Origin of the sequence: Roseobacter sp. OBYS 0001, assembly GCF_019654895.1 — a bacterium.
Lineage (GTDB): Bacteria > Pseudomonadota > Alphaproteobacteria > Rhodobacterales > Rhodobacteraceae > Roseobacter > Roseobacter litoralis.
In genome coordinates this window covers 1-25,729 of record NZ_BPES01000004.1, presented here as the reverse complement: position 1 = coordinate 25,729, position 25,729 = coordinate 1, and the positions used below count along the sequence as shown (strand labels likewise).

Below are 25,729 nucleotides of genomic sequence, written 5' to 3'. Positions count from 1 at the left end.
GAATTCCTATTCTTCGTCGAGCGGGGCATGTCCCATTTTGCGGATGGCGTCAACGACGCAGGCGAGCTTCATGCTCAGTGACCCCTTGGCAAGGACCACATCACCGCTGTCGATATGTGTTTTTACGCGGGTGGCGGCCTCTTCAGCGGTTTCAAACCACGTGCCGCGCTGCGGCTCCGGCAGAGCGTCGTAGAGCGCACGCATGACCGGGCCGATGCAGTGGATCACGTCGATTTCTTTTGTGGCGGGTAAATGCGCAAGGCCCGCATGCAGCGCGACTTCATCGGGTCCAAGCTCTTTCATGTCGCCCAGATAGGCAATCCGCCGCCCCTTCGAGACGCGCCCAATGTCGTTTGTCACCTTAGCGGCAGCGAGCACCTCAAGGGCTGCCGCCATTGAGGTCGGGTTGGCGTTGTAGCTGTCATCAATCAGATCCACGAAAAGCCGCGTATCGACGCTGTCCAGATAAATGCGTTCCCGCTGGCCGCGCCCCTTATAGGGTGTCCAACGCCCAAGCGAGCCCAAAGCCAGCGCCACATCCGTACGCAAGGCGGCCATAACAGCCACTGCCCCCAGCGCATTCATCGCAAAATGCCGCCCCGGCGAGTTGATCTTGTACAGGATCGGCACATCGCCCATCTGCGCGCGCACAACTGTCGTGTCGCCTTGCAAATCCGCGCGCATCAATTTGAAATCATACCCGTGTTCGCCAAACGTAATGTCGCGCAACCTGCAGTCCTGTGCCTTGGCCATCAGAATTGCGGATGTGTCGACATCTGCGTTCAGGATCGCGACACCGTTCGGCACGACGCCCTCAAAGATGGATGCTTTTTCGACAGCAATACCCGTAATGTCCTCAAAGGCTTCCAGATGCGCCGCCGCGACCGTGGTGATCAGCGCCACATGCGGGGCGGCCATCTTGGCGAGCGGTGCGATCTCTCCGGGGTGGTTCATGCCGATTTCGATCACCGCGAATTCCGTGTCACGCGGCATGCGCGCCAGTGTCAACGGCACCCCCCAATGGTTGTTGTAGCTTGCAACCGAAGCATGCGTTTTGCCTTGATCGGACAACATCGCGAGGAGCATTTCCTTGGTGGAGGTCTTTCCGACACTTCCCGTCACCGCGACCACTTTGCCGCCCACGCGGGCGCGGCCCGCCCGTCCAAGGTCTTCGAGGGCCCTTTGAACATCCTCGACCATCAACAGGGGCGCGTCCTCGGGCACACCTTGCGGCACATGGCTGACCAGTGCTGCTGCCGCCCCTTTGTCCAGCGCTTGTTGCACAAAATCATGCCCGTCCCGCACATCGCTTAAAGCGACAAACAAATCGCCCGCTTGCAAGGTGCGTGTGTCAATGGACACACCTGTGGCTTGCCACTCCGGCGTTGTTGTGCCGCCGGTGGCCGCTGCCGCCTCTGCGGATGTCCAAAGGGTCATGCCAGCCTCCCGTCCAAAGCAGCGACCGCCACGCTTGCCTGTTCCGCATCATCAAAGGGCAGTACATCATCGCCCACAACCTGCCCGGTTTCATGTCCTTTGCCTGCGATCAACAAGGCATCGCCCGGCCCCAGTGCGTCAACGCCGCGCAGGATCGCCTCCGCCCGGTCACCGACCTCAATTGCCTCGGGAGCGCCCAGCAAAACCGCCACGCGGATGCTTGCCGGGTCCTCGGAGCGCGGATTATCGTCTGTCACAAATACCACATCCGCATTTTCCGCCGCTGCCTGCCCCATCAGGGGGCGTTTGGTCGCGTCCCGATCCCCGCCTGCCCCGACAATGGCGATCAGGCGCCCAACAACATGCGGTCGCAGCGCCTTGAGTCCCGTGGCAATCGCATCGGGCGTATGGGCATAATCGACAAAGACCGTGGCCCCATTGTCGCGCGTGCCCGCAAGCTGCATACGGCCCCGCACGGTGCTCAGATGCTCCAGCGTGTCAAATACGTGCGGCGGTTCTTCCCCGCAGGCGATCACCAAAGCCGCCGCCAGCATCACGTTTTCGGCCTGAAAGCTCCCGATCAAACCAAGGCGGCGCACATATTGCTTGCCATGATGCATGAAGCATACCACCTGACCGGTAGCATCGACCTGAATATTCCCCAGATGCAGATCGCCACTATCCCGCCCGACGGTGATCACGGGACAATTGCGCGCCTCGGCAATCGCAGCCATATCGACACCCCGATCCGCGTCGATGTTGATGACGGCCTTGGCGTCTTCCGGCAGTACGCGCGCAAACAGACCCGCCTTGGCGGCAAAATAATCCTCGAAGGTGGCGTGGTAATCCAGATGGTCCTGCGTGAAATTCGTGAACCCGGCGGCGGCCAGCGTCACACCGTCCAGCCTGCGCTGATCAAGACCGTGGCTTGAGGCCTCCATCGCGGCATGGGTCACACCCTCGCGCGCGGCCTCAGCCAACGCGCGGTGCAGCGTGATCGGTTCCGGAGTGGTGTGTGCCAGCGGCGCGCTCCATGCGCCTTCGACGCCCGTTGTGCCCAAATTGATCGCCTCATGCCCCAGCAGCGTCCAGATTTGCCGCACAAAGGTCGCAACGGATGTCTTGCCGTTCGTCCCTGTCACCGCGATCATGGTTTTTGGCTGTGCCCCGAACCATAAAGCTGCCGTGCGCGCCAGAGCTTCGCGCGGGTCATCGGATATCACGAGGGCCGCGTCGCTTGCGCCCAGTTCGGTGGCCGCCAACCGCGCGCCAACGATATCTGTCAGAATGGCTGACGCGCCCATGCGCAAAGCGTATTGGATGAACTCAGCGCCGTGGATCCTCGACCCGGGCAAAGCCGCAAAAAGATATCCGTCTTTCACATCGCGGCTGTCAACGGCAAGCCCCGTCAGCGCCGCCTGCCGCCCATCGCGCGCTGTGAGCCCCAGTTGGGAAAGTGTTTTTGTCTGCCCGAGCATTGCACCCGCCTTTGCGGTTTAATTACTGGTCAGGGTTATATCGCGCGTGGCCAAGGGTTCAACGGTTGGTCTTAGCCCAAGCAAAGGTGCGACGCGGCGGATCATTTCAGCCGCGACAGGTACGGCCGTCCAGCCCGCTGTCCTGCGTGGTTCATCGCTGGTGGTTTCCACCGGTTCATCAAGGGTGACGATCAGAACATACTTCGGGTCATCAATCGGGAAAATGGAGGCAAATGTGGCGATGACCTTGTCTTCGTAATATCCGCCCCGGCTGCCGGGCTTGTCCGCTGTGCCGGTTTTGCCGCCGACCGCATAACCTTCCACATTGCCAAAGCTTGCGGTGCCTTCGGTGACAACCTGACGCAACATTTTGCGCGACGCGGCAGAGGAGCTTTCGCTGAACACACGCGGCCCTTTTTCAGGGTTGGTCGCTTTCAAAATAGTCGGCTGCACGCGGTAGCCGCCATTCGCAATGGCCGCGTAGCCCGCCGCCAGATGCATAGGAGACGTGGACAAGCCATGCCCATAGGAAATCGTCATCGTGCTCAATTCAGACCAGTTGGGCGGCAAAAGGGGTCTGCCGGTTGCGGCTTCGACAATCTCAAAGCCAGTGGTTTCAAGCATCCCAAGTTCGCCGAGAAAGGCCTTTTGTCTCGCAACGCCAATATCTTGCGCGATACGCGCCGTCCCGATGTTCGAACTTTTGACAATCACCTTTGTGACCGACATCTCATCGCCGTAATTGCGGAAATCGCGAATACGGTGCTTGCCCCAGCGCAGCGGGCCTTTGGTGTCGATTATGCTGTCAGGATTGACAAGGCCAAGGTCCATCGCCTGTGCCACTGTGAATATTTTGAAGGTTGATCCCAATTCGTACACGCCCTGCACCGAGCGGTTGAAAAGCGGGCTGTCCGACGCATCACCCGAGGTCGCGGGGCGCGGCCTGTTGTTGGGGTCAAAGGTGGGCAAGGACACAACGCTGATCACTTCGCCAGTGTGCACGTCCATCAGAATTGACGTGGCGCCCTTTGCATTCATCAGTTTCATGCCACCATAAAGCACGCGCTCAGCTGCTGCCTGCACAGTCAGATCAAGCGATAATTGCAAGGGTTGGCTGACCGTTGCAGGATCGCGCAGATACTCGTCAAAGTATTTCTCGACCCCTGCGACCCCGATGACCTCGGCCGCTCTGACGCCTTCCTTACCAAAGCTGGCACCGCCCAAAACATGCGCAGCAAGTTGACCGTTGGGATAAAGACGCATGTCGCGCGTCGCAAAAAGCAGGCCCGGATCGCCAATTTCATGGACGGCTTGCATCTGCTCGGGGCTGATCTTGCGCTTTACCCATAAAAACTTGCGCTTGCCGGTGAAGTCTTCGAGCAAGTCCGCCGCATCCAGATCGGGAAAGACCTTGGCAAGTTCCTGCGCTGCGTGCTCGGGGTCAATCATTTGCGGCGGTTGCGCGTAAAGCGCGTGGGTTTCGAAATTCGTCGCCAAGAGGTTGCCGTGACGATCCACGATATCTGCCCGCGCGGCATGAATTTGCGCTCCGGGTGCGTCGACGCGCGGCTCGGTCGGTTCGGAGGTGGCCAGCATCCCCATGCGCAGGCCGACAACACCAAAGGCCACAACGAAAAACAGCCCTAACACCAATAGCCGCCCCTCGGCACGCTGGCGCGCCTGATCGCGCATCTGTTCGTGGCGGATGCGGATATTTTCACGCTCAATGGCATCGGGGTTTTCGCCCTTGCTGCGCGCATCAAGTATTCGGGCAAGCGGGCGTAGCGGTGTCCGGATCATTGGCCTACCTCGGCGTCTGTCTCTGTGAGGTTCGCCAGTTCAACGATGTCGCTGATCTCAATCAGGGGGTCTGGCGGATAAGCGACCTGATCCACATGACCGAACTGTTCAGGGCGCAGCGGCAACAAACCAAGGCGGTCAAAATTAATCTCGGCCAGATCGCGCAGCCTGTCCGGACGGTTCAGATAGGCCCATTCCGCCTTGAGCATCGACAGGCGTTCATGCGCGGCACGGATATCCTGCCGCAATTCGCGTGTTTCCGCCAGCGCTGCCTGCGTTGCGTAGTTCTCACGATAGGCCCAGAACGCCAGCGCGATAACGCAGAGGGTGGTCACAATAAACAAGAATGTCCGCATCAGTTCCCCGCTTTCACGACCGGCATGCCGACCGATTTTGCATCTATCTCACCCGCTGGCGCATCCGTGCGCACCGCGATGCGCAATTTGGCCGACCGCGCGCGCGGGTTTGTGGCGATTTCAGCGGCGTCCGCTGCAATCGCCTTGCGCGACCTGAGCGTAAAGGCTGGCGCGTCCCGCTGCACTTCGGGTGCGAAACGGTTTGCATTGCCGCCCGCGCCTGCCCGCGCGGTCAAAAACCGCTTTACCATGCGATCCTCAACCGAATGAAACGTGACAACGGCCAACTGACCGCCCGGTTTCAAGGCCCGTTCAGCGGCCATAAGCCCCTGATACAACTCACCGTATTCATCGTTTACTGCAATCCGCAGGGCCTGAAAGCTGCGCGTTGCGGCGTGCGATTGACCCGGCTTGGAACGCGGCAGACAACGCTCAATTATTCCGGCAAGATGCAGCGTCGTCGTAATCGGCGCGATGGCGCGCTCGGTCAGGATGGCCTTGGCGATCCGTCGGCTTGCGCGCTCTTCGCCGTATTGGAACAGGATGTTTGCGATGGTTTCAGCGGAGGCCTCATTGACGATATCAGCCGCGGACGGGCCCTCCTGGCTCATCCGCATGTCCAGCGGACCATCGCGCATGAAGGAAAACCCGCGCTCCGCCAGATCCAGCTGCATAGAGGAGACACCAAGGTCGAGCACCACACCGTCAAGCGCGTCGGCATATGTGTCCATCTTCGAGAAAACACCAAGTTGCTGCACCAGCCGCGCACCATATGCATCAGCCCAACCAGCCGCCATTTCAAAGGCCAGCGGATCGCGATCGACCGCGATCACACGATCTGCGCCAGCCTCCAGTAGCCCGCGCGTGTATCCGCCAGCCCCGAACGTGCCATCCAGCCAATCGCCGTGTACGGGGGCAACCGCGTCCAGAATGGCAGACAGCAAAACAGGGATATGAGGCGGTGTCGTGTCAGCTGTGGCAGCAGCAGCCATACCTTACCCCCCCTGCTCACCAGTGCTGCGCACATCGTCAAGACGCGCACCGTCCAGCAAAATCAGTGGGTCGAAATCATCCGGCAGATCGTCAAGCAGGGCTTCGGTCTTGGCGGTTTCTTCTGTGTCATATGTGTCTGGATTCCAGATCTGGAACGTATCGCCCGCAGCGATGAAAAACGCTTCCTTGTCGAGGCCAATCTTTTGACGCAGCTTTGCTGGCAAGACCAGCCGACCGGTTTCGTCCACCGCAATCGTCACAGACTGCCCCTGAAAAAGCCGTTGCATGATCTTGCGTTCGGGTGTTCCGCGCGCAAGATCGGCGATCTTGGCATCCACCTCATCCATCGCTTCGATGGTGTAGCATTCCAGAAAACTGCGGCGATGATCGCCATAGACGATGACAAGCTCAGGTGCCGCGCCGGACGTCCAGTTCGGGTCACAAGCCTCAATCACACGGCGAAAAGAGGCTGGAATAGACACCCGCCCCTTTGCATCGACCTTGTGATGGCTCTCGCCTCTGAACCTGCGGCTCACTGCCTTATCCCAATCTCATGCGTCACTTTAAGATTGACGCTTATCCCCCTGTCTTGAAATGGAAACGGCGGGTTGATCTGCTGCCACTGATCAACCCGCCGCCCTCGTCCCGCTGTGCGGGGAAGTCCAGCTGCGCGCGCCACCTGGGGGGATGTCTGCTCGCTCACGCGCCGGATCTCTGTCGTGATGAAAGCGAGATGCCTGTATGAAACCTGCTAGAGTTTTTATCTGCGTGGGGTCGTTTGGTGCCCCGGTCCCGTTCTCATCTTGTGAGGACAGGTATAGTATGGGAATTCATGGTGAAGCAAGGGAATTTTTTGAAATTTATCACAACTGTGGCCAATTCACGCTGAGCAATCACTAGCAAGAATTCCGAAAAATGCAATGATCTAATACATATTGGCATCACCCTGCAGGTGACACACCATATGTGGTCCGAAATAGCGCATCATGAAATTTCCCCTCAATTCCCGGAAATCCTAAGAGATACGCGTGAAATCTGGGAAAACGAGTATATTTCGCAGCCTTTACACGGATGAATATAGCAGTCGACCAGAATCAAATCACAGAACCAGCAGCATTTCAGCCAGTTCCCATAATTTCCCGTGTCAGCACAAGGAGGCGCATGCGCGACGAAAATTCACGTAGGTCAAGCCATACCGCCTTTGATAAGACCGTCCGCGATACGGCCATAGGCCTGTGCCATGGCACTTTCTCCCACCGCAATTGGTGTGCCACCATCCCCGGCAAGCCGGGTTTCGAGGTCAATCGGTAGCGTACCCAACAATGGCACGCCAAGCTTGTCCGCCTCGGCGGCTACACCGCCCTGCCCGAAAATCTGGTGTTCCGATCCGCAGTCGGGACAGACGAACATCGACATGTTCTCGATCAACCCGAGCACAGGTGTCTTGAGCGTCGCGAACATATCCAGTGCTTTGCGCGCGTCGATCAGCGCCACATCCTGAGGGGTCGACACGACAATTGCGCCCGTCAGTTCCGACTTTGTACATAGCGTCAGTTGCACATCACCCGTACCGGGCGGCAAATCGACCAGCAACACGTCAAGCTCGCCCCACTCTACCTGCCCCAACATTTGCTGCAGTGCGCCCATCAACATGGGACCCCGCCAGACAACCGCCTTGCCCTCTTCCATCATGAAGCCGATCGACATCAGCGTCACACCATGGGCGTGCAGTGGGATGATGGTCTTGCCGTCCGGGCTGGCGGGCCGCTTGTTCACGCCCATCATGCGCGGCTGGCTGGGGCCATAAATATCCGCATCCAGCAATCCAACCTTGCGCCCCGCCTTGGCCAGAGCAACAGCAAGGTTAGAGGACACCGTTGATTTCCCGACGCCGCCCTTGCCTGAACCAATGGCCAAAATGCGCTGCACGCCGCTCGGCTTGGTCGGACCGGCTTGCGGTTTGGGGTGCCCCCCGATTTTTAGGCTCGGCGCTGCGGGTTTCGCCTCTGCAGGACCATGCGCTGTCAGTGCGACGGATGCCGATTGCACGCCGGGCAATTGGGACACGGTCTTTTCAGCCGCGTCGCGCAGGGGGCCCATCTGACGGGCAACCTCGGGGCTTGGCGCTTCGATCACAAAGCGCACAGTGCTGCCATCAATCGCCAAAGCGCGAATCAAATCATGCGCAATCAGGCTGCGCCCATCCGGCAGCAGGACACGATCCAGCGCGGCTTCGATTTCAGCTTTCGTGATAGACATGCCTAATTACCCCTCATATTCGCCACTCCATATAGCAACTGAAAACCGAAGTACCACCGGCAGCATTCAATTGCCTAAAAGTTGGGCGACACGCACAGCATTCACCCTCTTCCCCCATGCAATTGCTGCATAGCAGAAATGTTGACGGTAACCATTGTGCAAGCGCAGCATTATCCTAAGTATGGTAGCAAGACATGACCAGTTGAGAGTACGAGCAAATGACATATTACAACGACATCAAATCACCGAGCGCGCTTGAGCGGTTGCTGGCGTGGGTTGCTCACGGGTTGGAACAGACAGCCGTGACGCACGCGCGCTACAGAATTTATCGCAACTCGCTGAATGAGCTGCGCGCTCTGAGCGATCGTGAACTCGAAGACCTTGGCTTGAGCCGCTATGCGCTGAAGGACATAGCGATGCAGGCTGCAACGAAACAAATGGCTCACCGAGCCTACTGACGTTCGGGCTTTATCTCCTCCCTGAGACGCCCGCATGTTGGCGGCGGCATCTATCCTCCTCCCAGATGTCGCCGTTCACAAACAAATGCATGTGGTTTTACCCATGCGCTTACCGACGACAGGGTCGTTCGTAAGAACCAGATCAGATCATTCCTTCCTCCTCCCTGGGATGGTCTGTTACAAGGCGGTGGCGCCTATCCTCCTCCCGGGCGCCACCGTCCCTTTTCAAGCACAAAAGAGACAACATCCCCTCTCGGGGTTGACGCCGTACGGTAGTCGCGTTTGGGCAAGATCAGGCGCGCAAAACCAACAGTTCTTCAAACCGCGTCATATCCGCAAACCTGCTGAAGGCGGGGGTTTTAAGGGGCACCACGGGCGCTTCTTTGACAAGGTCTGCGTGGATGGATTTCAAAGCGCTCTCCCAAATCGGCACTTCGTCGTCGCTCAGCCAGTCAATGCAATAGCCAAACGTCATATGAAATTCATATGTGTCGTGCGTTTTGTGCCTGTGCCCAAAGGGTTTGGTCAATGCGTCACGCCATGCACGCAGTATCTTTTCGTCCCGCACTGTCGCCCCCTTCAGAGCGAGCCCTGTGGGTACAACCTTCCCGACACGCACAGAAAATGCAGGCGGTGGCGCAAAGTTGGAAAGCCGTTCAATCACATGCGCCGTCACATCGTCCATGTCCGCCTGCCGATCGAGGCCAGACGGCCATGCATCTGCGGTGCGGCGGGTTTCGATGGCACCTTCAAACACGGTCATATGCAAGCTGGAAGCTGGCGTGAACAGAAACCGTTTGGCACCGGGCAGCGCTTGAATTCTTGATCGCGCATGCAGTATCGCGCGATGGCCCGGGTGGTCTGTATCGAGATGGCAGATGACCGTATTGCCAGCTTCGGGTAGAAAAGCGGTATGACTATAACGCTGGCCAAGCCGCGCCGGCCCGTTAGGGTTGTTGCGTTTGGCTACTTTGAGAATATGGGGGTTCGTCATAATGTACTTGTGCTCCCATAGGCAGTACCGTTTCAAGCCCGACGATAATGGGTTTCGATTATCATCGGGCAAACTCTTCGTGGCTCACGGCAATCACCCAGGTGCTACCATAACGCATATCTACGGATACGATTTCGTCAAAATGGGATGTCATCTGCTGCGGTGATAAATTTGGCAACGACCTTTTTGGTGCCCGCCTTTTCAAACCCGATCTCCAGCTTATCCCCTTCGATCCCGGCTATGGTACCGTAACCGAACTTTTGGTGAAAAACGCGCTCTCCGATTACAAAACTGGACAGTGCCGATGCGTCGATGACCGTGTTTTTTGTTTCGCGTGGCTGAGCAACAGAACGCTCCTGACTGCGCGCCTGCAATCGTCGCCAACCGGGGGAGTTATATACATTCGCCTCCGCCGCCTGATCATGCAAGGTGCTGCGCGGCGCGGCTGCCCCGTATCCGCCCCCATAAAGTCCCGGCGGCGTCAGCACTTCCACATGCGCTTGCGGCAACTCGTCGATAAAACGGGACGGCATAGCGTTTTGCCACTGCCCGAAAACGCGACGGTTCGACACGAAGGATATGGTGCAGACCTCTTCAGCGCGTGTGATCCCCACATAGGCCAGCCTGCGCTCCTCTTCGAGGCCCTTAAGCCCGCTTTCATCCATAGAGCGTTGCGAGGGGAAAAGCCCGTCTTCCCATCCCGGCAGAAATACCATTGGGAATTCCAACCCCTTGGCCGCGTGCAACGTCATGATCGACACTTTAGCGCCGCCATCATCGCTTTCGTTGTCCATGATCAGGCTGACATGTTCCAGAAACCCCTGCAGGTTTTCGAAGTTTTCCAGTGCTTTGACCAGTTCCTTGAGGTTTTCCAGACGCCCCGGCGCTTCGGGTGTTTTTTCGTTTTGCCAATGGGTCGTATACCCGCTTTCGTCGAGGATAACCTCAGCAAGCTCAATGTGAGAGAACGCAAGCGCGCCCTCGCCCCCGTCGTCAATGACCGCATCCCCGTCCACATGTTTGCGCTGATGCAGCATCGCGATCCACCGATCGATCCCCTCAACCAGTTTGCGCAGTTCTGTGCCGCCCTTGCCTTTGATCAACCCTTGGGCAACAGCCAGTCGCGCGCCTTCAAAGAGGGAGACGCCATTTGCGCGCGCTGTCACCTGAATGGTCTGTTGCGCCTTGTCGCCAAGGCCGCGTTTGGGCGTGTTCACGATCCGCTCAAACGCCAGATCATTGTCCGGGCTGACGACGACGCGGAAATAGGCCATCGCATCGCGGATCTCCATCCGCTCATAAAAGCGCGGGCCACCGATTACGCGGTAGGGCAGACCGATGGTCAGGAAGCGATCTTCGAAGGCACGCATCTGGTGGCTCGCACGCACAAGGATCGCCATCGCATCGAGACTGAATTTCTCAAGCCCGCGGGTGCCCCGTTGGGCGGCTTCGATCTCATCCCCGATCCAGCGGGCCTCTTCCTCGCCATCCCAATGCCCGATCAGGCGCACTTTTTCGCCCTCGGTCACGTCGGTAAAAAGCGTCTTGCCAAGGCGGCCTTCGTTGCCTTCTATCACGCCGGATGCGGCCGCCAGAATATGCGGGGTGGAGCGGTAATTTTGCTCCAAACGGACCACATGGGCGCCGGGGAAGTCTTTTTCGAACCGCAAGATGTTGCCCACCTCGGCCCCGCGCCAGCCGTAGATCGACTGATCATCATCGCCAACACAGCAGATATTCTTATGCCCCGCCGCCAAGAGCCGCAGCCACAGATACTGCGCGACGTTCGTATCCTGATACTCATCCACGAGGATATAGGCGAACCAGCGCTGATACTGTTTCAGCACGTCGTCATGCGTCTGAAATATCGTCACCATATGCAGCAGCAGGTCGCCGAAATCGACCGCGTTCAGCTCGATCAGGCGTCGCTGATACTGTGCGTAAAGCTTGACGCCTTTGTGGTTATAAGCTCCCGCATCCGCCGTCGGCACCTTTTCAGGGGTAAAAGCGCTGTTTTTCCAGCCATCTATGATGCTGGCCAGCTGCCGGGCAGGCCAGCGTTTGTCATCGACACCTTCGGCAGACACCAACTGCTTGAGCAGACGCAACTGATCGTCCGTATCAAGGATGGTAAAGTTCGACTTCAATCCAACCAGTTCCGCATGGCGGCGCAGCAGTTTGACACAAATCGCATGAAAGGTGCCAAGCCATGGCATGCCTTCGACCGGTTGGCCCAACATTGCACCAACGCGGTTTTTCATCTCGCGCGCTGCTTTATTGGTGAAGGTCACCGCCAGAACTTCGTTCGGGCGTGCGCGCCCTGTGTTGAGCAGATGCACGATCCGCGCAGTCAGCGCCCGCGTCTTGCCCGTCCCTGCGCCCGCAAGCATCAGGACCGGTCCGTCCAATTGCTCCACGGCTTCTCGTTGCGCGGGGTTCAGCCCGTCAAGATAGGGCTGCGGGCGCGCGGCCATCGCCTGCGCGGAGAGCGAAGCGCCCTCAAAAGCGTCCATGTCATCAAAATTGCTCATAAACGCACCCTAGCGCGCGGTTGTCCGGAGATAAAGAGAAGTTCACACTCTGTTCTGCAGCTTTTCCGCTCTGGACAATCCTCTGATCTGGCAGGCAAATAGGCGCATGAGCCTGCACAACCGCTATCCCGCGATTGCTGATCTGCGGACCCGCGCCCGCACCCGCATGCCGAAATTCGTGTGGGAGTATCTTGATTCGGCGACAGGCACCGAGGCAACGCAGCGCCGAAACCGCAGCGCGCTCGACCGGATCGGCCTGCATCCCTCGATCCTGCATGGCGAATTCACCCCGGATCTCGGCACGCAATTCCTTGGTGTCGAACGCCCCCTGCCCTTCGGGATCGCCCCGGTAGGCATGTCCGGGCTGATGTGGCCCGATGCCGAAGGGCATCTGGCCCGCGCCGCTGCCCGCGCGCAGATCCCCTATTCGCTGTCCACCGTTGCCAGCCAGTCCCCCGAAGACGTCGCGCCGCATCTGGGTCCGGATGCGTGGTTTCAGATGTACCCGCCGCGCGACCAAGCCATTCGTACCGACATGCTGAAGCGCGCGCGCGCTGCTGGTTTCAGCACCTTGGTGCTGACAGTAGATGTGCCCGTCGCCTCGCGCCGCGAGCGGCAGACCCGGTCTGGCCTGACACAGCCCCCCCGCCTGACACCGCGCCTGCTGGCACAGGTGGCGACGACACCGGCATGGGCCTGGGGGATGGCACAACGCGGCATGCCCCGTATGCGCGGGCTTGAGAAATACACCCCGAAAACCGAAAGTGCGCTGTCTTCCACACAACACGCCGGATATCTTTTGCGCACCTCCCCCGACTGGGAGTATGTCAGTTGGTTACGCGACGCCTGGGAGGGGGCTTTTGTACTCAAAGGCGTGCTGCGCGCCAGGGATGCACAGCCCCTTAAATCACGCGGCGTTGATGCGATCTGGGTCTCAAATCATGCGGGCCGCCAATTTGATGCAGCCCCTGCCAGCATTGACGCATTGCGTGAGATCCGCGCCGCGACGGACCTGCCGCTAATTTTTGACAGCGGCATTGAGGGGGGCCTTGATATTCTGCGCGCCTATGCATGCGGTGCAGATTTCGTCATGCTGGGAAGGGCGTTCCACTATGCGTTGGCCGCCCTTGGACCGATCGGCGTCGATCATCTGATTGAGATTCTGACCAAGGATATTGAGGCCAATATGGGACAGCTCGGCGCGCGAACGATCAGCAAATTGCCGTCGCCGTTTGATCTGAGCGCCTCCGGACCTGTGGCTTGAAGGGACGAGGGTCTCTTGGTGCTTTACTTTACGTCAGCGAAATGCTGCACTGCGGCAGCGCGAAAACCATCCGTTAGTACGCGTTTACGATACACCCAAACCCGCCTAGACAGGGTAACGACACCGCTGAAATCAAGAGAGTCACATGCCTGAATTCAAAAAAATCCTCATTGCCAACCGGGGCGAAATCGCGATCCGCATCATGCGCGCCGCAAACGAGATGGGCAAGAAAACCGTCGCCGTTTTTGCCGAAGAGGACAAACTGGGCCTGCATCGTTTCAAAGCGGACGAAGCCTATCGGATCGGCGAAGGCATGGGGCCGGTTGCCGCCTATCTCAGCATTGATGAGATCATTCGTGTCGCCAAGGAAGCGGGCGCGGATGCCATCCACCCCGGATATGGGCTGTTGTCGGAAAACCCCGATTTTGTGGATGCCTGCGATCAAAACGGCATCGTCTTTATTGGACCGCGGGCCGAAACCATGCGTGCGCTTGGGGACAAGGCCTCTGCCCGTCGGGTGGCTGTTGAAGCAGGCGTGCCCGTGATCCCCGCCACCGAAGTGCTGGGCGATGACATGAAGGCGATCAAGGCCGAGGCGAAACAGGTTGGCTATCCGCTGATGCTCAAGGCGTCATGGGGCGGCGGGGGGCGCGGCATGCGTCCAATCCAGCAAGAGGACGAGCTGGAAGAAAAGGTCCTTGAGGGGCGGCGCGAGGCGGAGGCTGCCTTTGGCAATGGTGAGGGCTATCTGGAAAAAATGATCCTCAGGGCGCGCCACGTGGAGGTTCAAATTCTGGGCGACAAACATGGCGACATGTATCACCTGTTTGAACGGGATTGCTCGGTCCAGCGACGCAACCAAAAGGTCGTTGAGCGCGCGCCTGCGCCATACCTGACTGAGGCGCAGCGTGCTGAAGTTTGCAAACTGGGCTATGATATTTGCAAACATGTGAATTACGAGTGCGCGGGCACGGTCGAATTCCTGATGGATATGGATGACGGCAAATTTTACTTCATCGAGGTGAACCCGCGCGTACAGGTTGAACATACCGTCACCGAAGAGGTGACAGGCATCGACATCGTGCAGGCTCAGATCCTGATCGCAGAGGGCAAAACCATTGCCGAGGCGACGGGCAAGCCGACGCAATCTGATGTCCAACTGACCGGCCATGCGCTGCAAACCCGGATCACCACCGAGGACCCGCAGAATAACTTCATCCCTGACTATGGCCGCATCACTGCCTTTCGCGAGGCAACGGGCATGGGCATCCGCCTTGATGGCGGCACCGCCTATTCCGGCGGCGTGATCACGCGCTATTACGACAGCCTGCTGGTCAAGGTCACCGCCAAGGCGCAAACACCGGACGCGGCCATCGCCCGGATGGACCGCGCCCTGCGCGAATTCCGTATTCGGGGCGTGTCCACCAATATCGCCTTTGTCGAGAACCTGCTCAAACACCCTACGTTTTTGAACAATGAATACCACACCAAATTCATTGACGAGACGCCTGAGCTTTTCCAGTTCTCCAAACGGCGTGACCGCGGCACCAAAGTGCTGACCTATATCGCGGACATCACGGTAAACGGCCATCCCGAGACCAAAGCGCATCCGCGCCCGCCAGCCCATGTCAAAGACCCACGCGCCCCAAAGGAACGCGCAGAGCCTATGATGGGCACGCGCAACCTGCTTGAACAAAAAGGTCCGCAAGGGGTTGCGGACTGGATGAAACAGCAACGCCAGCTCTTGATCACCGACACCACCATGCGCGACGGGCACCAGTCTCTGCTGGCCACGCGGATGCGGTCCATTGATATGATCAAGGTGGCGCCGAGCTATTCGGCCAATCTGCCGCAACTCTTTTCGGTTGAATGCTGGGGGGGCGCGACGTTCGATGTGGCCTATCGGTTCTTGCAGGAATGTCCATGGCAGCGCCTGCGCGATCTGCGTGCCGCGATGCCAAACCTGATGACCCAGATGCTGCTGCGCGCCTCAAACGGGGTGGGATATACCAACTATCCCGATAATGTTGTGCAAGAATTCGTGCGCGTTGCCGCCAGCACAGGGGTGGACGTTTTCCGCGTTTTCGACAGTCTCAACTGGGTTGAGAACATGCGCGTTGCGATGGATGCCGTGATTGAGAACGGCAAGGTTTGCGAAGGGTCCATCTGCTACACTGGCGACATCAATGACCCGGATCGGGCAAAGTATAACCTGAAATACTATGTGGACATGGGCAAGGAACTGCGCGACGCGGGGGCCCATGTTCTCGGCCTCAAGGATATGGCGGGCCTGCTCAAACCCGCCGCCGCGCGCCAGTTGGTCCGCACCCTGAAATCCGAAGTCGGCCTGCCCATTCACTTTCATACGCATGATACCGCCGGGGTTGCCTGTGCCACGATCCTTGCCGCGTCCGAGGCTGGCGTAGATGCCGTGGACTGCGCAATGGATGCGCTGTCGGGCAACACCTCACAAGCGACGCTGGGGTCTGTCGTTTCGGCGCTGAAACACACCGATCGCGACACCGGGCTGGATATGTCTGCGATTCGCGAAATCTCTGATTATTGGGAAGAGGTGCGCAATCACTACGCCGCCTTTGAAACAGGTATGCAGGCCCCCTCCTCCGAGGTTTATCTACATGAAATGCCCGGTGGTCAGTTCACGAACCTCAAGGCGCAGGCGGCCAGTCTGGGGCTTGCCGACCGCTGGCATGAGGTCGCACAGACCTATGCCGAGGTGAACCAGATGTTTGGCGATATCGTTAAGGTGACGCCATCCTCCAAGGTAGTGGGCGACATGGCCCTGATGATGGTATCGCAAGGGCTAAGCCGCGCAGACGTGGAAAACCCGGACACGGATGTTTCCTTCCCGGACAGTGTTGTGGATATGATGCGCGGCAACCTCGGCCAACCGCCCGGCGGTTTTCCGGAAGCCATTGTCAAAAAGGTGCTCAAGGACGAGCAGCCCGTCCTTGACCGCCCCGGCAAACACCTGCCCCCCGCTGATCTGGAAGCCCTGCGCGCAGAGGCCTCCAATCTGATGGAAGGCAAGCTCGTTGATGATGAGGACCTGTCGGGATATCTGATGTATCCCAAGGTGTTCCTCGATTACATGGGCCGTCACCGGACCTATGGGCCGGTACGGGCGCTGCCGACCAAGACGTTCTTTTACGGCATGGAACCGGGCGAAGAAATCAGCGCTGAAATCGACCCCGGCAAGACGCTTGAAATACGTCTGCAGACGGTCGGCGACACCGGCGAAGACGGTGAGGTTCGGGTATTCTTTGAACTCAACGGCCAACCCCGCGTGATCCGGGTGCCCAACCGCCTCGTGGCGGCGACAACGCAAAAACGACCCAAAGCCGAGACTGGAAACGCCAAACACATTGGTGCGCCGATGCCGGGGGTTGTAGCGTCGGTTGCAGCCAAGGAAGGGGGCAAGGTCAAGGCAGGTGATCTGTTGCTCACAATCGAAGCCATGAAAATGGAAACGGGCATCCACGCCGAAAAGGCGGCCACGGTCAAAACCGTACATGTCAGCCCCGGCGGGCAAATTGACGCCAAGGATCTGCTTATCGAATTTGAGTAACCCCCAAAAGACACCGGCGAGACGCACGGTTTATTCGCCTTTCACGCGAAAAACCGCTTCTATGATGTCAACTTTTGTTGACACAGCTCATCGGTAGTCTGTACGCTATGGCCAAGGCACACGATGATTGTCGAAGGATGCATTGAACTACGGCCTTGGGGGGGACTAAATGTCGGATCAGAATTCCCCGCGCGCGGCGAGAGATGAGAATCTGTATCGCCAGGTTCAGACGGATGTTTTGCAGCTCAAGGCGCGTCTTCCCGAGGCTGATGTCGGTGATATCGTTTCAGAAGTATTGAACCGCGTTACTGCGCTCAGAAAAGTAAACGGCGACAGAGTTAACCTGCCAACGCGGGAAAAAGTTGAAAAACTGTGCTATGCGCTGATTTCAGACGACATGAATGAAGGTGCCGCGTTCATTCATGATGTGCAGGAAGAAGGCGCGACCCTCGAAGCAGTCTATCTGAACTATCTCGCCGAAGCCGCCGGAGTTCTGGGCGAGTGGTGGGATGATGATCACGTCACTTTTCTTGAGGTCACGATTGGCAGCAGTCGGATCTACGCAATCATGCGCGACCTTGGCTATCTGTTTGTGCCCGATCGCCTTGTTGAGGTAAAATCAGCAATCTTCGCAACTACCCCGAATGAAACGCATGTTCTTGGCGTTCAGATGGCGGCGGACCTTTTTGGCACCGAAGGCTGGAATATCGACGTCATGACCGGCCTGTCCCATGAAGCGCTTGTTCAACAGATCACTCAAAGCCCCTATCACATTCTGGGCCTGTCTGCAGGTGGCGCACATTCTGCCGGTGCATTGGCACGGTTGATTGTCGCTGTACGACTGGCCCGACCTGATATGCGGATTTTCCTCAGCGGACAGATTGTGCAAGCTTGCCCCGACCTCGTTACCGTCATGGACCTTGACGGTGCTGCCGATGATATCGAAGACGCCAAGCGTATTCTGCAAGACCTTTGGTCGGAGTCGTGCGCACAACCATCCTGATCCTGAACGAAGACGTCTTCCGTAGGGGCCAAAAAAATATACTTATCGTCGATTTACCTCTTGCAGCATATGGCTCCTGTATGTATCTCAACCTCACCCAAGGATGCGGGCGTAGCTCAGGGGTAGAGCATAACCTTGCCAAGGTTAGGGTCGGGCGTTCGAATCGCCTCGCCCGCTCCAAAATTACCAAAGCCTTACAGTTGTTTAGCTTAAAACACCTGTAAGGCTGGTCAATTTCTTAATTCATGCGAACGTTTGACCGGCCCCACTTGAGTGGTGCAATTTGAAAGTTAGTGCATGATTGGCCTTTGGTCCATCGGAACGATGGCTTCTGGCGCGGGTGGGCGGTAGCCCAATGCACTGTGCGGTCTCTTTGTGTTGTAGTGTTTCGTCCATTCTTCAATGATGATTGGTGCTTCTCTGAGCGAGTAGAAAATTTCGCCGTTGAGGAGTTCATCCCTGAAGCGACCATTAAAGCTTTCACAATACCCGTTCTCCCAAAGTGATCCTGGCTTGATGTAGGCAGTCTTGGCACCGACAGCGGCAATCCAATCCTGAACGGTCGGAGCAACGAACTCAGGGCCATTGTCTGAACGAATGTAACTGGGCGCTCCACGAAGAATGAACAGATCCGTCAGTGCGTCGATCACGTCGATCACGTCGATCGAGTTCGACTTGCGCTTCATCTTGATCGCCAGGCATTCGCGGCTGTGTTCATCGATAATGTTGAGTGTCCGGAATACCTTTCCCTCATCGGTACGGTAATGCACGAAGTCATAGGACCATACGTGGTTGCGATGCTCCGGTCGCAATCGGACACAAGAACCATCGTTCAGCCAGAGCCGCCCTTTCTTTGGTTGCTTCAGTGGCACTTTCAGCCCCTCCCGTCGCCACAGGCGTTCGACCCGTCCGTCGCTGACTGACCATCCGGCATCTCTGAGCAAAGCAGCGATCCTGCGATAGCCGTAGCGACCATATTGCCGGGCCAGCTCGATCATGTCGGCAACCCGCTTGTCCTCGTCCGGGCGTCCTTTCGGAACTCGCCTCTGTGTAGACTGGTGTTGCCCCAGTACCCGGCAGGCTCTGCGCTCCGATGCTCTGTACTGGCTGCGCACATGCTTGATGCAGGCACGGCGGCCGGCGGGGCTCAGAAGTTTCCCCTCGCTGCTTCCGTCAGAATGAGTTTATCGAGCGTCAGATCCGAAACCGCCAGTTTCAGGTTCTCATTCTCTTTCTGAAGATGCTTGAACTCCTTCAGTTGTTCTGTGCCCATTTAGCCATATTGCTTGCGCCAGCGATAATAGGTTTGCTCAACGACGCCTATTTGTCTTATCGCATCCAGACGCGGCATGCCTTGCCCCATCAGAACGTCAACCTGCCTTATCTTTGGGCTTGGCTCGCTTGTTTGCCATTTGTGATCCTGTGTTTCCTAAACATAACGATGGACCCGTTCAAAAGGGGGGGATCAATTCGATTTTTAAAACCATTCGCCCTTGACCAATGGCTCCTCACCTTTTTTGTAAGCCGGTGTCACAAGAAGAACCCATCGCCGTGATCTGCATTGATCCGCGATTTGTTTGTTGCTGCGAATTTGGCTGCCCCCATCAGTCTAATACGTCCATTTTATTATATTTTTCATGTGCTTAAAGTCAGAGTACATCTACTCACGTAAAGTAACAGAAGCTTCATTCTGAGTTGATGTGGCAAGTGTGCTGTAATTCGCGCAGATCTCAATGCAATGTCGGGATCGCGTAAACCTTAGCACAGGAAAACTTCACCTATGACTGTAAATTTTCGGAAAGCGCTTGCGGTGTCTGCTACCGCGACGTTGTTTGCAACGGGCGCTTCCGCCACTTCGATCGATGTTTCGTTCACCAATAATGCAAGCGGTGGAGACATTTTCTTCACTCCGATTTTCACCGCGTTGCATAATGGTAATTTCGACACTTTTACCGCAGGCTCAACGGCAAATGCTGCACTGGAATCGGTGGCGGAAGATGGCGCGGTTGGCGGCGCAATTTCGAACGCGGAGGCCGCTGGTGCTGTAGCTGGTGCAATTCTTGGCACTGATGGAGCCAGCGGTAGCTTTAACGGAGCAGGACAACCGCCTTTGTTCGAACCGGGCGAAACGTCCACCCTCAACCTCGATGCCAGCACGCTGGCCGGTGGTCCGGTTTACTTCAGCTTTCTTTCCATGATCCTGCCATCAAATGACTTTTTTATCGGCAATGACGATCCGTTGAGCATTCAGCTTCTAAATGCATCCGGTGAATTCCTCGGCACGAACGGAGTGTTGGAATTCGACGTTCTATATAGTTCGGTCTACGATGCAGGAACTGAGCTCAACAGCGTCGCCAACAGTTCTGGTGTATTGGAGAACGCGCCATTTGTGTTCGGTAGCGCGCAGGGTCCTGGCCAATCCAATGTTGGCCCGGACGAAAATGGTGTTGTGCGCAATGTCGCTTCGACGGCGGGTTTGAATCTTGCGAACTTGATCGGCACAGAAACGCCCGGAGGCTTGATCGAATTTGTGCCCTCCGGCGCATCGGGCAACAATGTACTGGGCAGCTTTCGTATTGAAGTGACACCTACTCCGGTTCCGTTGCCTGCCGCAGCGCCCTTGCTGGTTGCAGCCCTCGGCGGCATGGCATTTGTAGCTCGCCGGAAGAGAAAACTGTCGTAATTCTGGATATCTACGAAACCACGCCGCGCCGACTAACTTTGGCGCGGCGTTCTCAATTAAGTGAGAGTTGTGGCGACTGGAACAAGGCCCTTTCGGTCGCATCACCGATGATGGCGACATAGATGTCAATCTTGAACGCCTACTGAGAGCCGCGAAATACCTTCTGTCAGATCAGGCGCACATTGCTAATGGAGGAAAACTTACTCGCATAGCAACTGAAACTGGTACTTTTTCCCGCGGGCAGTAAATGGCGGGTTTGCGGAAGCTTAGGGCAACAATTCTCACCGAGCGAATGTCGGCTTCGGGCCGTCTTCAATTGAGAAAATCAGCGTAGGACCCCACAGGCTGCACCAGCTCCGATGACGGCAACGAGCCCAATTTTACAAGATGCTGCGTCTCGCGCGAAAGGCAGGACTGCGCAAAAGCGCACTTTGCAAAGTTTGACGAAAGACCCATAGTGAGCGCTCGAAATTAAACGGCATCGCTCCGACGAAGGCGCATCGCGCATGTTTACCACATGCCCGCATTTCAGTCTCAAACTAGCTCACAAGTCGAGGCCAAAAAGGAAGTCGGGGTTTTGAGTTCGCGTGACCTTTAAGGACACTGAGCAGTTTCTTTGCAGCTTCTATGACGGCTTGGAGTTTCTTTGGGTTTAGCGCGAAGTAAACAGTCAGAAGTCGACCTGCTATGTGCGCGCGACAGGCCCGATTTTCAGGCACTTTCAGCGACAGCATTAAGATATTTTCTTTTACGCGTCTCGATTTGATCGTATGCTCAGAAAATTACTTCCAAAGTTGATTTTGACCCGATCCTTAGAGGATTTTTGCACCGTGTTTTTCGAGAAGTTTGACCGATTTGCCTGCTTGACACGCTGGTGTTTCCCGACCCAGACTATTACACCCGCCGCTCTGGGTTTGGCGCTGGTCGGTTTTCTTTCTGACCCAGTTCTATCCAATACCACCGAGGTTCAGGATGATCCGAACAACCTGGCGATCGATATAATCAATAGATGTCAAATCACTTCGCAACCCGTCCAATGTGCACTTCGCTTTCTGGATACAGACAATACCGAAGCCACGACTGTTTTTTCCGCTTGGTCAGAGGCATGTGGTAACGATGATGCGCTGGCCTGTGCATATCTTGGGACGCTTTTTCAATCAGGACGAGTTGTTGAAAGAAACCATGAACGGGCCGCAGATCTCTACAAAAAAGCTTGCGATGCTGGTGTCCCGATGGGTTGCGGGCAACTAGGTGCCCTTCATCTTCACGGCAAAGGCGTCGAGCCAAACGAAAATGAGGCGGCACGCCTCATTCTTCTGGCTTGTGAGGATGGATACTTCGACGGATGCATGAACCGTGGTTTACTCTTTGAAAATGGGATCGGTGTGCCGCTTGATCTGCAGCATGCAGCATCAATTTATGAAGAGCATTGCGCGCAGAATATGGGGCTGGCCTGTGTGAATCTCGGCGGTCTTTACAACAGAATCGAAGACGATGATGTCGTGAACCCTCTGGCAGCGTCATTATTTTTAAAAGCATGCAAACTTGGTGCCGTGGAGGGATGTAGCGGGTACGGTCTGATGTTACTCACACAGGATAACTCCGCGCAAGCTGCGCAAGAAGCGCTTGAATTTCTCGTCGAAGGCTGTGTTGGTGGAGATCCTCTTGGGTGCGCGAACCTCGGGGAACTATACGTTACGGAAGAGTTTTTCCCAGCAGACCATGAGTTGGCAGCGCAGTATTACACTATCGCCTGTGACGGAGATTCAGGCCATGCATGCAGTATGCTAGGTGTTAGGAACACGCATGGAGAAGGTCTAGCACAGAACGAGGCGGCAGCGATTGCGTACACCCAAAAGGGATGTGACCTGGGGTCTGGATTGGGATGCTACAATCTCGGTATGAGAATTGAACACGGTAGGGGTGTTCAATTGAATCCCGATCTTGCCATGGAGTATTATAGCCTGTCCTGCGATTATGAGCATGCCGATGCCTGTTTCATGTTGGCTGCCAACTATGCTGATGGAACCCATGTAAGGCAAGATGCTTTAAAGGCCGTCGAACTATACTGGCTTGCATGTGAGTGGGGCCAGAAAGACGCCTGCATAAACCTTGGGCTGATATACCAATTTGGCACGGGAGTTGATCAGGACTTTGAACAGGCAGCAGCACTATTCCATGACGCATGTGATCTGAACTCTTCGCCGGGCTGCGCTTCGTTGGGGCAACTGACCATGAACGGGCAAGGCGTCCCGCAAGATTTTGAACGTGCGAGAGCGCTCTCTGCAAAGGCCTGCGACAAAGGCGAGGCACCTGCATGCGGAAATTTGGGCCTCATGATGTTCGAAGGGAAAGGCGGACCTGTCGACCAAGCAGCAGCATATAAGCTAATGGAAAAAGCATGTGCTCTTGGGCTGAGCCAAGTATGTCGGCATTGATTTACAGTGTGAAAAAGCGAGATGGTTTTCACAATAAGCGCAGATTTAATTATAAAACTTCAGACTTGATCTGACGGGCACCTCAGCTTGATGCGCCATTGAACTAGGCGTTTCCGCTTTGGAGCTGCGAGCCCACTTTGACCGATGCTGCACTATGCACGAATGTCTGTTATTGAGGCTTTGGCCAAAAGATGGTCCTTAGCCTGAGGACTAACTTGACACTGGAAGGGTTCAAAACTGATGCAATGGTCGCTGCAAGAATTTGAGGATACCCACAAGTTAGCTGAAGCGCTCGACCGGCTCGAAATGTCCTATACGTGGCACTAGCTCGTTCCGTTCGTAGGTGAGTTATTCCCCGAGCCGCTTGTGGGCGATCCAGACGAAGTTATTATGTTTGGATCATATACCTTGTGGCGGTACGCCAATGAGAAAAATCTCAAACCCGGCATATTCAAGCTACGCCCATTTGTTCATGAAACAGTATGGCACCCTTTCATGCTCAATGGGTCGGATGCCCTGTTCATAACCTTGAGAGACATTCCTGAACGCTTGGCTGATGACGTGAAGGATTGGTTCTTCCGCCCTGTTGACGAAAGCAAAGAAGTGCCAGGTAGTGTGAAGTCGGCAAAAGAAATCATACAGCTGGCGCAAAAAGCGCTGTCCCTTTGCGAGGCTGACATTCCCAATGGATCGCCTCGCCATGACACCGAGTTAATGCTCACAAAACCTGTGCGCATTCTCAAGGAATGGCGGCTGTGGGCAGTTGGCGGAAAAATTGTGACTTATTCCTTATATAAGGAAGGCTCACGTGTCGTTTACCGCCATGAAATAGACGGCGACGCTCTGGAATTTGCTCAGCAGTTGGTGGATTTGAACTCCGATTATTCACCTGCCTTCGTCATCGACATATGCCGGACCGAAGACGGTTTAAAAATGATAGAGACAAATTGCATCAACGCAGCTGGCTTCTACGCGGCTGACCTTATGAAGCTCGCATCAGAAATCGATGAATTCCGTGTTGTGTAAAATCCGAAAGCGGCCATCCCTGTGAGGGTCACAGAAGGTTATTTTGTCCCGCTGACCGGTCAATGGACGTACAAATCCAAGGTCCGCTTGGGAGCTGGCACCCGTCACCCAACCGAAACTGTCAGATGTCGGCTGCGAGCCCATACTGTTGAAAAACTCCAATTCTTACGAGATTGGGTTAAAAAAATTACCCATAGAAGGCCTCTCTGAATATTCGTTGGGGATCGGCCTATGACCCGCGTCGGCGATGTACGAGGCCCTCAGAGGCTCCACCGGGCGCTCGGGTTCAATTTGGCTACCGCAGTGGATTCTAGCAGGAAAATGCAGCCGTCAGATTTTCGAGTTTTTCAACACAATCAGCCCATAGTTACCTTTCCAAAAACGGGTTATCGCGCCGACTTGTGGAAACAGCAGCTTACCTCTAGTAAATTCACATGCGAATAAAGTCATGGGGCATAACGAAAACTGTTGCCGTTATCTTTGAGTTCGCTCTGATCGGTATTCTTGCTTGGTTGGTTAGCGAAGACTGGAGATACAGCAATTTTCCAAACTCGTGTCCGGTTGCTAGAAGCCTTCCCGCAAACGCAGTCGCGACGAAATGTAAGTATGCTGGGTTGATCGATTTTACAGTTGATTTTCAAGCTACTGGAAGTCGATTCGATATGGCTCACTTTATTGAGGGAATTAAGAATGGTCTTTCTAATCCCAGATTAGACAGGGGTGCGATCAACTCGATAACGGGCGCAGCACTTAACTCAGAAGACCGCGTACAAATAAGAGCAGACCATGGTGTGTGGGTTTATTTTGAGTGGGAGCAGGGCGTAATTACGATGTTGTATCAGGATGGATAAATTTGCTTATGTTCTGTGACTAAGCCTCAATAGCCAATGGCAACAAAGTCCGCTGACCCGTCATAGGGCTTCTATTTCCAAGGTCCGCTTCAGGCTGGGAGTTGTCGTTGAATTTGCTGCGCACCGGGGGTGGCTGTGGGCTAAACTGAATGCTTCACAGAACTCATGTGTGAACGCCTACAGCTTTTCCGCGAAAAACTATTTTTTCTTTCCCTTGAACGCTTTGACCCCAACCTTGTTGAAGTAAGCCGTACAGTGTTGTCCTAGATCAGGTGATTAGGTGTGCGCTCCTCCACAATCCTCTCATAGGGACGGCAGAATTTTTCGACCCAGGTGATCTGGACCGAGTTGCTTTGGCCAGCGATCATGTCGCGAAGTTTGCTGACATCTTCGCACACCACGCACAAATCGCCGTTAAAATCGGGACAGCATGTGCTTGGATCAAAGTCACAGTACTCGCGCAAGGTGACCTGCTCCCCTGAAAAGTCCGGTGTTTTGAGTTAGCCTGTTCTCCAACTAAGGAGACAGACGATGAAGAGAAGCCGTTTCAGTGAAGAACAGATAATCGGGAT

At 56.1% G+C, this 25,729-nt stretch carries 16 protein-coding genes, 1 tRNA gene and 1 pseudogene; 8 read left to right on the top strand and 10 right to left on the bottom strand.

What is annotated here, in order from left to right; translation table 11 throughout:
* Nucleotides 1–6: 6 nt before the first annotated feature.
* The 7 genes from murF to K5Q35_RS10020 all read right to left on the bottom strand — a co-directional run bounded on the left by murF (nt 7) and on the right by K5Q35_RS10020 (nt 8,323).
* Nucleotides 7–1,437, bottom strand: a complete 1,431-nt coding sequence (murF, locus tag K5Q35_RS10050) for a UDP-N-acetylmuramoyl-tripeptide--D-alanyl-D-alanine ligase (protein WP_220799474.1) — start codon at nt 1,435–1,437, stop codon at nt 7–9.
* Entirely contained in the window at nt 1,434–2,915 is a 1,482-nt protein-coding gene (locus K5Q35_RS10045; RefSeq protein ID WP_220799473.1) for a UDP-N-acetylmuramoyl-L-alanyl-D-glutamate--2,6-diaminopimelate ligase, read from the bottom strand. Before K5Q35_RS10045 ends, murF begins: the two co-directional genes overlap by 4 nt.
* An 18-nt stretch (nt 2,916–2,933) precedes the next feature.
* Complete coding sequence (locus tag K5Q35_RS10040) at nt 2,934–4,715, bottom strand: penicillin-binding protein 2 (protein WP_220799472.1); 1,782 nt, start codon at nt 4,713–4,715, stop codon at nt 2,934–2,936.
* Entirely contained in the window at nt 4,712–5,071 is a 360-nt protein-coding gene (locus K5Q35_RS10035) for a cell division protein FtsL (protein WP_220799471.1), read from the bottom strand. Before K5Q35_RS10035 ends, K5Q35_RS10040 begins: the two co-directional genes overlap by 4 nt.
* A complete protein-coding gene (gene rsmH, locus K5Q35_RS10030) occupies nt 5,071–6,063 on the bottom strand; it encodes a 16S rRNA (cytosine(1402)-N(4))-methyltransferase RsmH (RefSeq protein ID WP_220799470.1) in 993 nt (330 codons plus the stop codon). The genes K5Q35_RS10035 and rsmH overlap by 1 nt, the downstream gene beginning before the upstream one ends.
* Nucleotides 6,064–6,066: 3 nt before the next feature.
* Complete coding sequence (gene mraZ, locus K5Q35_RS10025; RefSeq protein WP_220799469.1) at nt 6,067–6,600, bottom strand: division/cell wall cluster transcriptional repressor MraZ; 534 nt, start codon at nt 6,598–6,600, stop codon at nt 6,067–6,069.
* Between the two features lie 649 nt (nt 6,601–7,249).
* Nucleotides 7,250–8,323 carry an Mrp/NBP35 family ATP-binding protein gene (locus K5Q35_RS10020; RefSeq protein ID WP_013962471.1) on the bottom strand — a complete coding sequence of 358 codons (1,074 nt, stop codon included), beginning with the start codon at nt 8,321–8,323 and terminating at the stop codon, nt 7,250–7,252.
* A gap of 218 nt (nt 8,324–8,541) precedes the next feature.
* Here K5Q35_RS10020 and K5Q35_RS10015 point away from each other — a divergent pair, with 218 nt between their 5' ends.
* Nucleotides 8,542–8,781 carry a DUF1127 domain-containing protein gene (locus tag K5Q35_RS10015; RefSeq protein WP_220799468.1) on the top strand — a complete coding sequence of 80 codons (240 nt, stop codon included), beginning with the start codon at nt 8,542–8,544 and terminating at the stop codon, nt 8,779–8,781.
* 292 nt (nt 8,782–9,073) lie between these two features.
* Here the strand turns inward: K5Q35_RS10015 and K5Q35_RS10010 are convergent, their stop codons facing one another.
* Together K5Q35_RS10010 and K5Q35_RS10005 are read right to left on the bottom strand one after the other, a co-directional pair.
* A complete protein-coding gene (locus K5Q35_RS10010) occupies nt 9,074–9,775 on the bottom strand; it encodes a DUF1868 domain-containing protein (protein WP_220799467.1) in 702 nt (233 codons plus the stop codon).
* Between the two features lie 137 nt (nt 9,776–9,912).
* On the bottom strand, nt 9,913–12,306 hold the full coding sequence (locus tag K5Q35_RS10005; protein ID WP_220799466.1) for an ATP-dependent helicase: 2,394 nt from the start codon (nt 12,304–12,306) through the stop codon (nt 9,913–9,915).
* Between the two features lie 106 nt (nt 12,307–12,412).
* Between K5Q35_RS10005 and K5Q35_RS10000 the strand changes: the two genes are divergently transcribed.
* The 4 genes from K5Q35_RS10000 to K5Q35_RS09985 all read left to right on the top strand — a co-directional run bounded on the left by K5Q35_RS10000 (nt 12,413) and on the right by K5Q35_RS09985 (nt 18,339).
* The gene (locus K5Q35_RS10000) at nt 12,413–13,570 is read left to right on the top strand and encodes an alpha-hydroxy acid oxidase (protein WP_220799465.1); all 1,158 of its coding nucleotides are present in this window, start codon (nt 12,413–12,415) and stop codon (nt 13,568–13,570) included.
* 145 nt (nt 13,571–13,715) lie between these two features.
* Nucleotides 13,716–17,156 carry a pyruvate carboxylase gene (locus tag K5Q35_RS09995; protein ID WP_220799464.1) on the top strand — a complete coding sequence of 1,147 codons (3,441 nt, stop codon included), beginning with the start codon at nt 13,716–13,718 and terminating at the stop codon, nt 17,154–17,156.
* A gap of 169 nt (nt 17,157–17,325) precedes the next feature.
* Nucleotides 17,326–18,159 carry a B12-binding domain-containing protein gene (locus K5Q35_RS09990; RefSeq protein ID WP_220799463.1) on the top strand — a complete coding sequence of 278 codons (834 nt, stop codon included), beginning with the start codon at nt 17,326–17,328 and terminating at the stop codon, nt 18,157–18,159.
* A gap of 105 nt (nt 18,160–18,264) precedes the next feature.
* Nucleotides 18,265–18,339, top strand: a tRNA-Gly gene (locus tag K5Q35_RS09985).
* Nucleotides 18,340–18,449: 110 nt separating this feature from the next.
* Here K5Q35_RS09985 and K5Q35_RS09980 read toward each other — a convergent pair.
* Nucleotides 18,450–19,543: pseudogene (locus K5Q35_RS09980) on the bottom strand (IS3 family transposase).
* Nucleotides 19,544–19,939: 396 nt separating this feature from the next.
* On the opposite strand from K5Q35_RS09980, the gene K5Q35_RS09975 reads away from it, so the two are divergent.
* From K5Q35_RS09975 to K5Q35_RS09965, 3 genes are all read left to right on the top strand, one after another.
* Nucleotides 19,940–20,842 (top strand): spondin domain-containing protein, encoded by a 903-nt coding sequence (locus tag K5Q35_RS09975; RefSeq protein ID WP_220799462.1) that lies wholly within the window; start codon nt 19,940–19,942, stop codon nt 20,840–20,842.
* An 830-nt stretch (nt 20,843–21,672) separates the two neighbouring features.
* Entirely contained in the window at nt 21,673–23,280 is a 1,608-nt protein-coding gene (locus tag K5Q35_RS09970; protein WP_220799461.1) for a tetratricopeptide repeat protein, read from the top strand.
* A gap of 366 nt (nt 23,281–23,646) precedes the next feature.
* Complete coding sequence (locus tag K5Q35_RS09965; RefSeq protein ID WP_259650520.1) at nt 23,647–24,306, top strand: ATP-grasp domain-containing protein; 660 nt, start codon at nt 23,647–23,649, stop codon at nt 24,304–24,306.
* Nucleotides 24,307–25,729 lie beyond the last annotated feature (1,423 nt).

Excerpts from the sequence above, each read along its gene's own strand:
- K5Q35_RS10035 (WP_220799471.1), bottom strand. The coding sequence starts at position 5,071 with ATGCGGACATTCTTGTTTATTGTGACCACCCTCTGCGTTATCGCGCTG.
- K5Q35_RS10015 (WP_220799468.1), top strand. The coding sequence starts at position 8,542 with ATGACATATTACAACGACATCAAATCACCGAGCGCGCTTGAGCGGTTG.
- K5Q35_RS09975 (WP_220799462.1), top strand. The coding sequence starts at position 19,940 with ATGACTGTAAATTTTCGGAAAGCGCTTGCGGTGTCTGCTACCGCGACG.
- rsmH (WP_220799470.1), bottom strand. The coding sequence starts at position 6,063 with ATGGCTGCTGCTGCCACAGCTGACACGACACCGCCTCATATCCCTGTT.
- K5Q35_RS10005 (WP_220799466.1), bottom strand. The coding sequence starts at position 12,306 with ATGAGCAATTTTGATGACATGGACGCTTTTGAGGGCGCTTCGCTCTCC.
- K5Q35_RS10040 (WP_220799472.1), bottom strand. The coding sequence starts at position 4,715 with ATGATCCGGACACCGCTACGCCCGCTTGCCCGAATACTTGATGCGCGC.
- K5Q35_RS09990 (WP_220799463.1), top strand. The coding sequence starts at position 17,326 with ATGTCGGATCAGAATTCCCCGCGCGCGGCGAGAGATGAGAATCTGTAT.
- K5Q35_RS10010 (WP_220799467.1), bottom strand. The coding sequence starts at position 9,775 with ATGACGAACCCCCATATTCTCAAAGTAGCCAAACGCAACAACCCTAAC.
- murF (WP_220799474.1), bottom strand. The coding sequence starts at position 1,437 with ATGACCCTTTGGACATCCGCAGAGGCGGCAGCGGCCACCGGCGGCACA.
- K5Q35_RS10045 (WP_220799473.1), bottom strand. The coding sequence starts at position 2,915 with ATGCTCGGGCAGACAAAAACACTTTCCCAACTGGGGCTCACAGCGCGC.
- K5Q35_RS10000 (WP_220799465.1), top strand. The coding sequence starts at position 12,413 with ATGAGCCTGCACAACCGCTATCCCGCGATTGCTGATCTGCGGACCCGC.
- K5Q35_RS09995 (WP_220799464.1), top strand. The coding sequence starts at position 13,716 with ATGCCTGAATTCAAAAAAATCCTCATTGCCAACCGGGGCGAAATCGCG.
- K5Q35_RS10020 (WP_013962471.1), bottom strand. The coding sequence starts at position 8,323 with ATGTCTATCACGAAAGCTGAAATCGAAGCCGCGCTGGATCGTGTCCTG.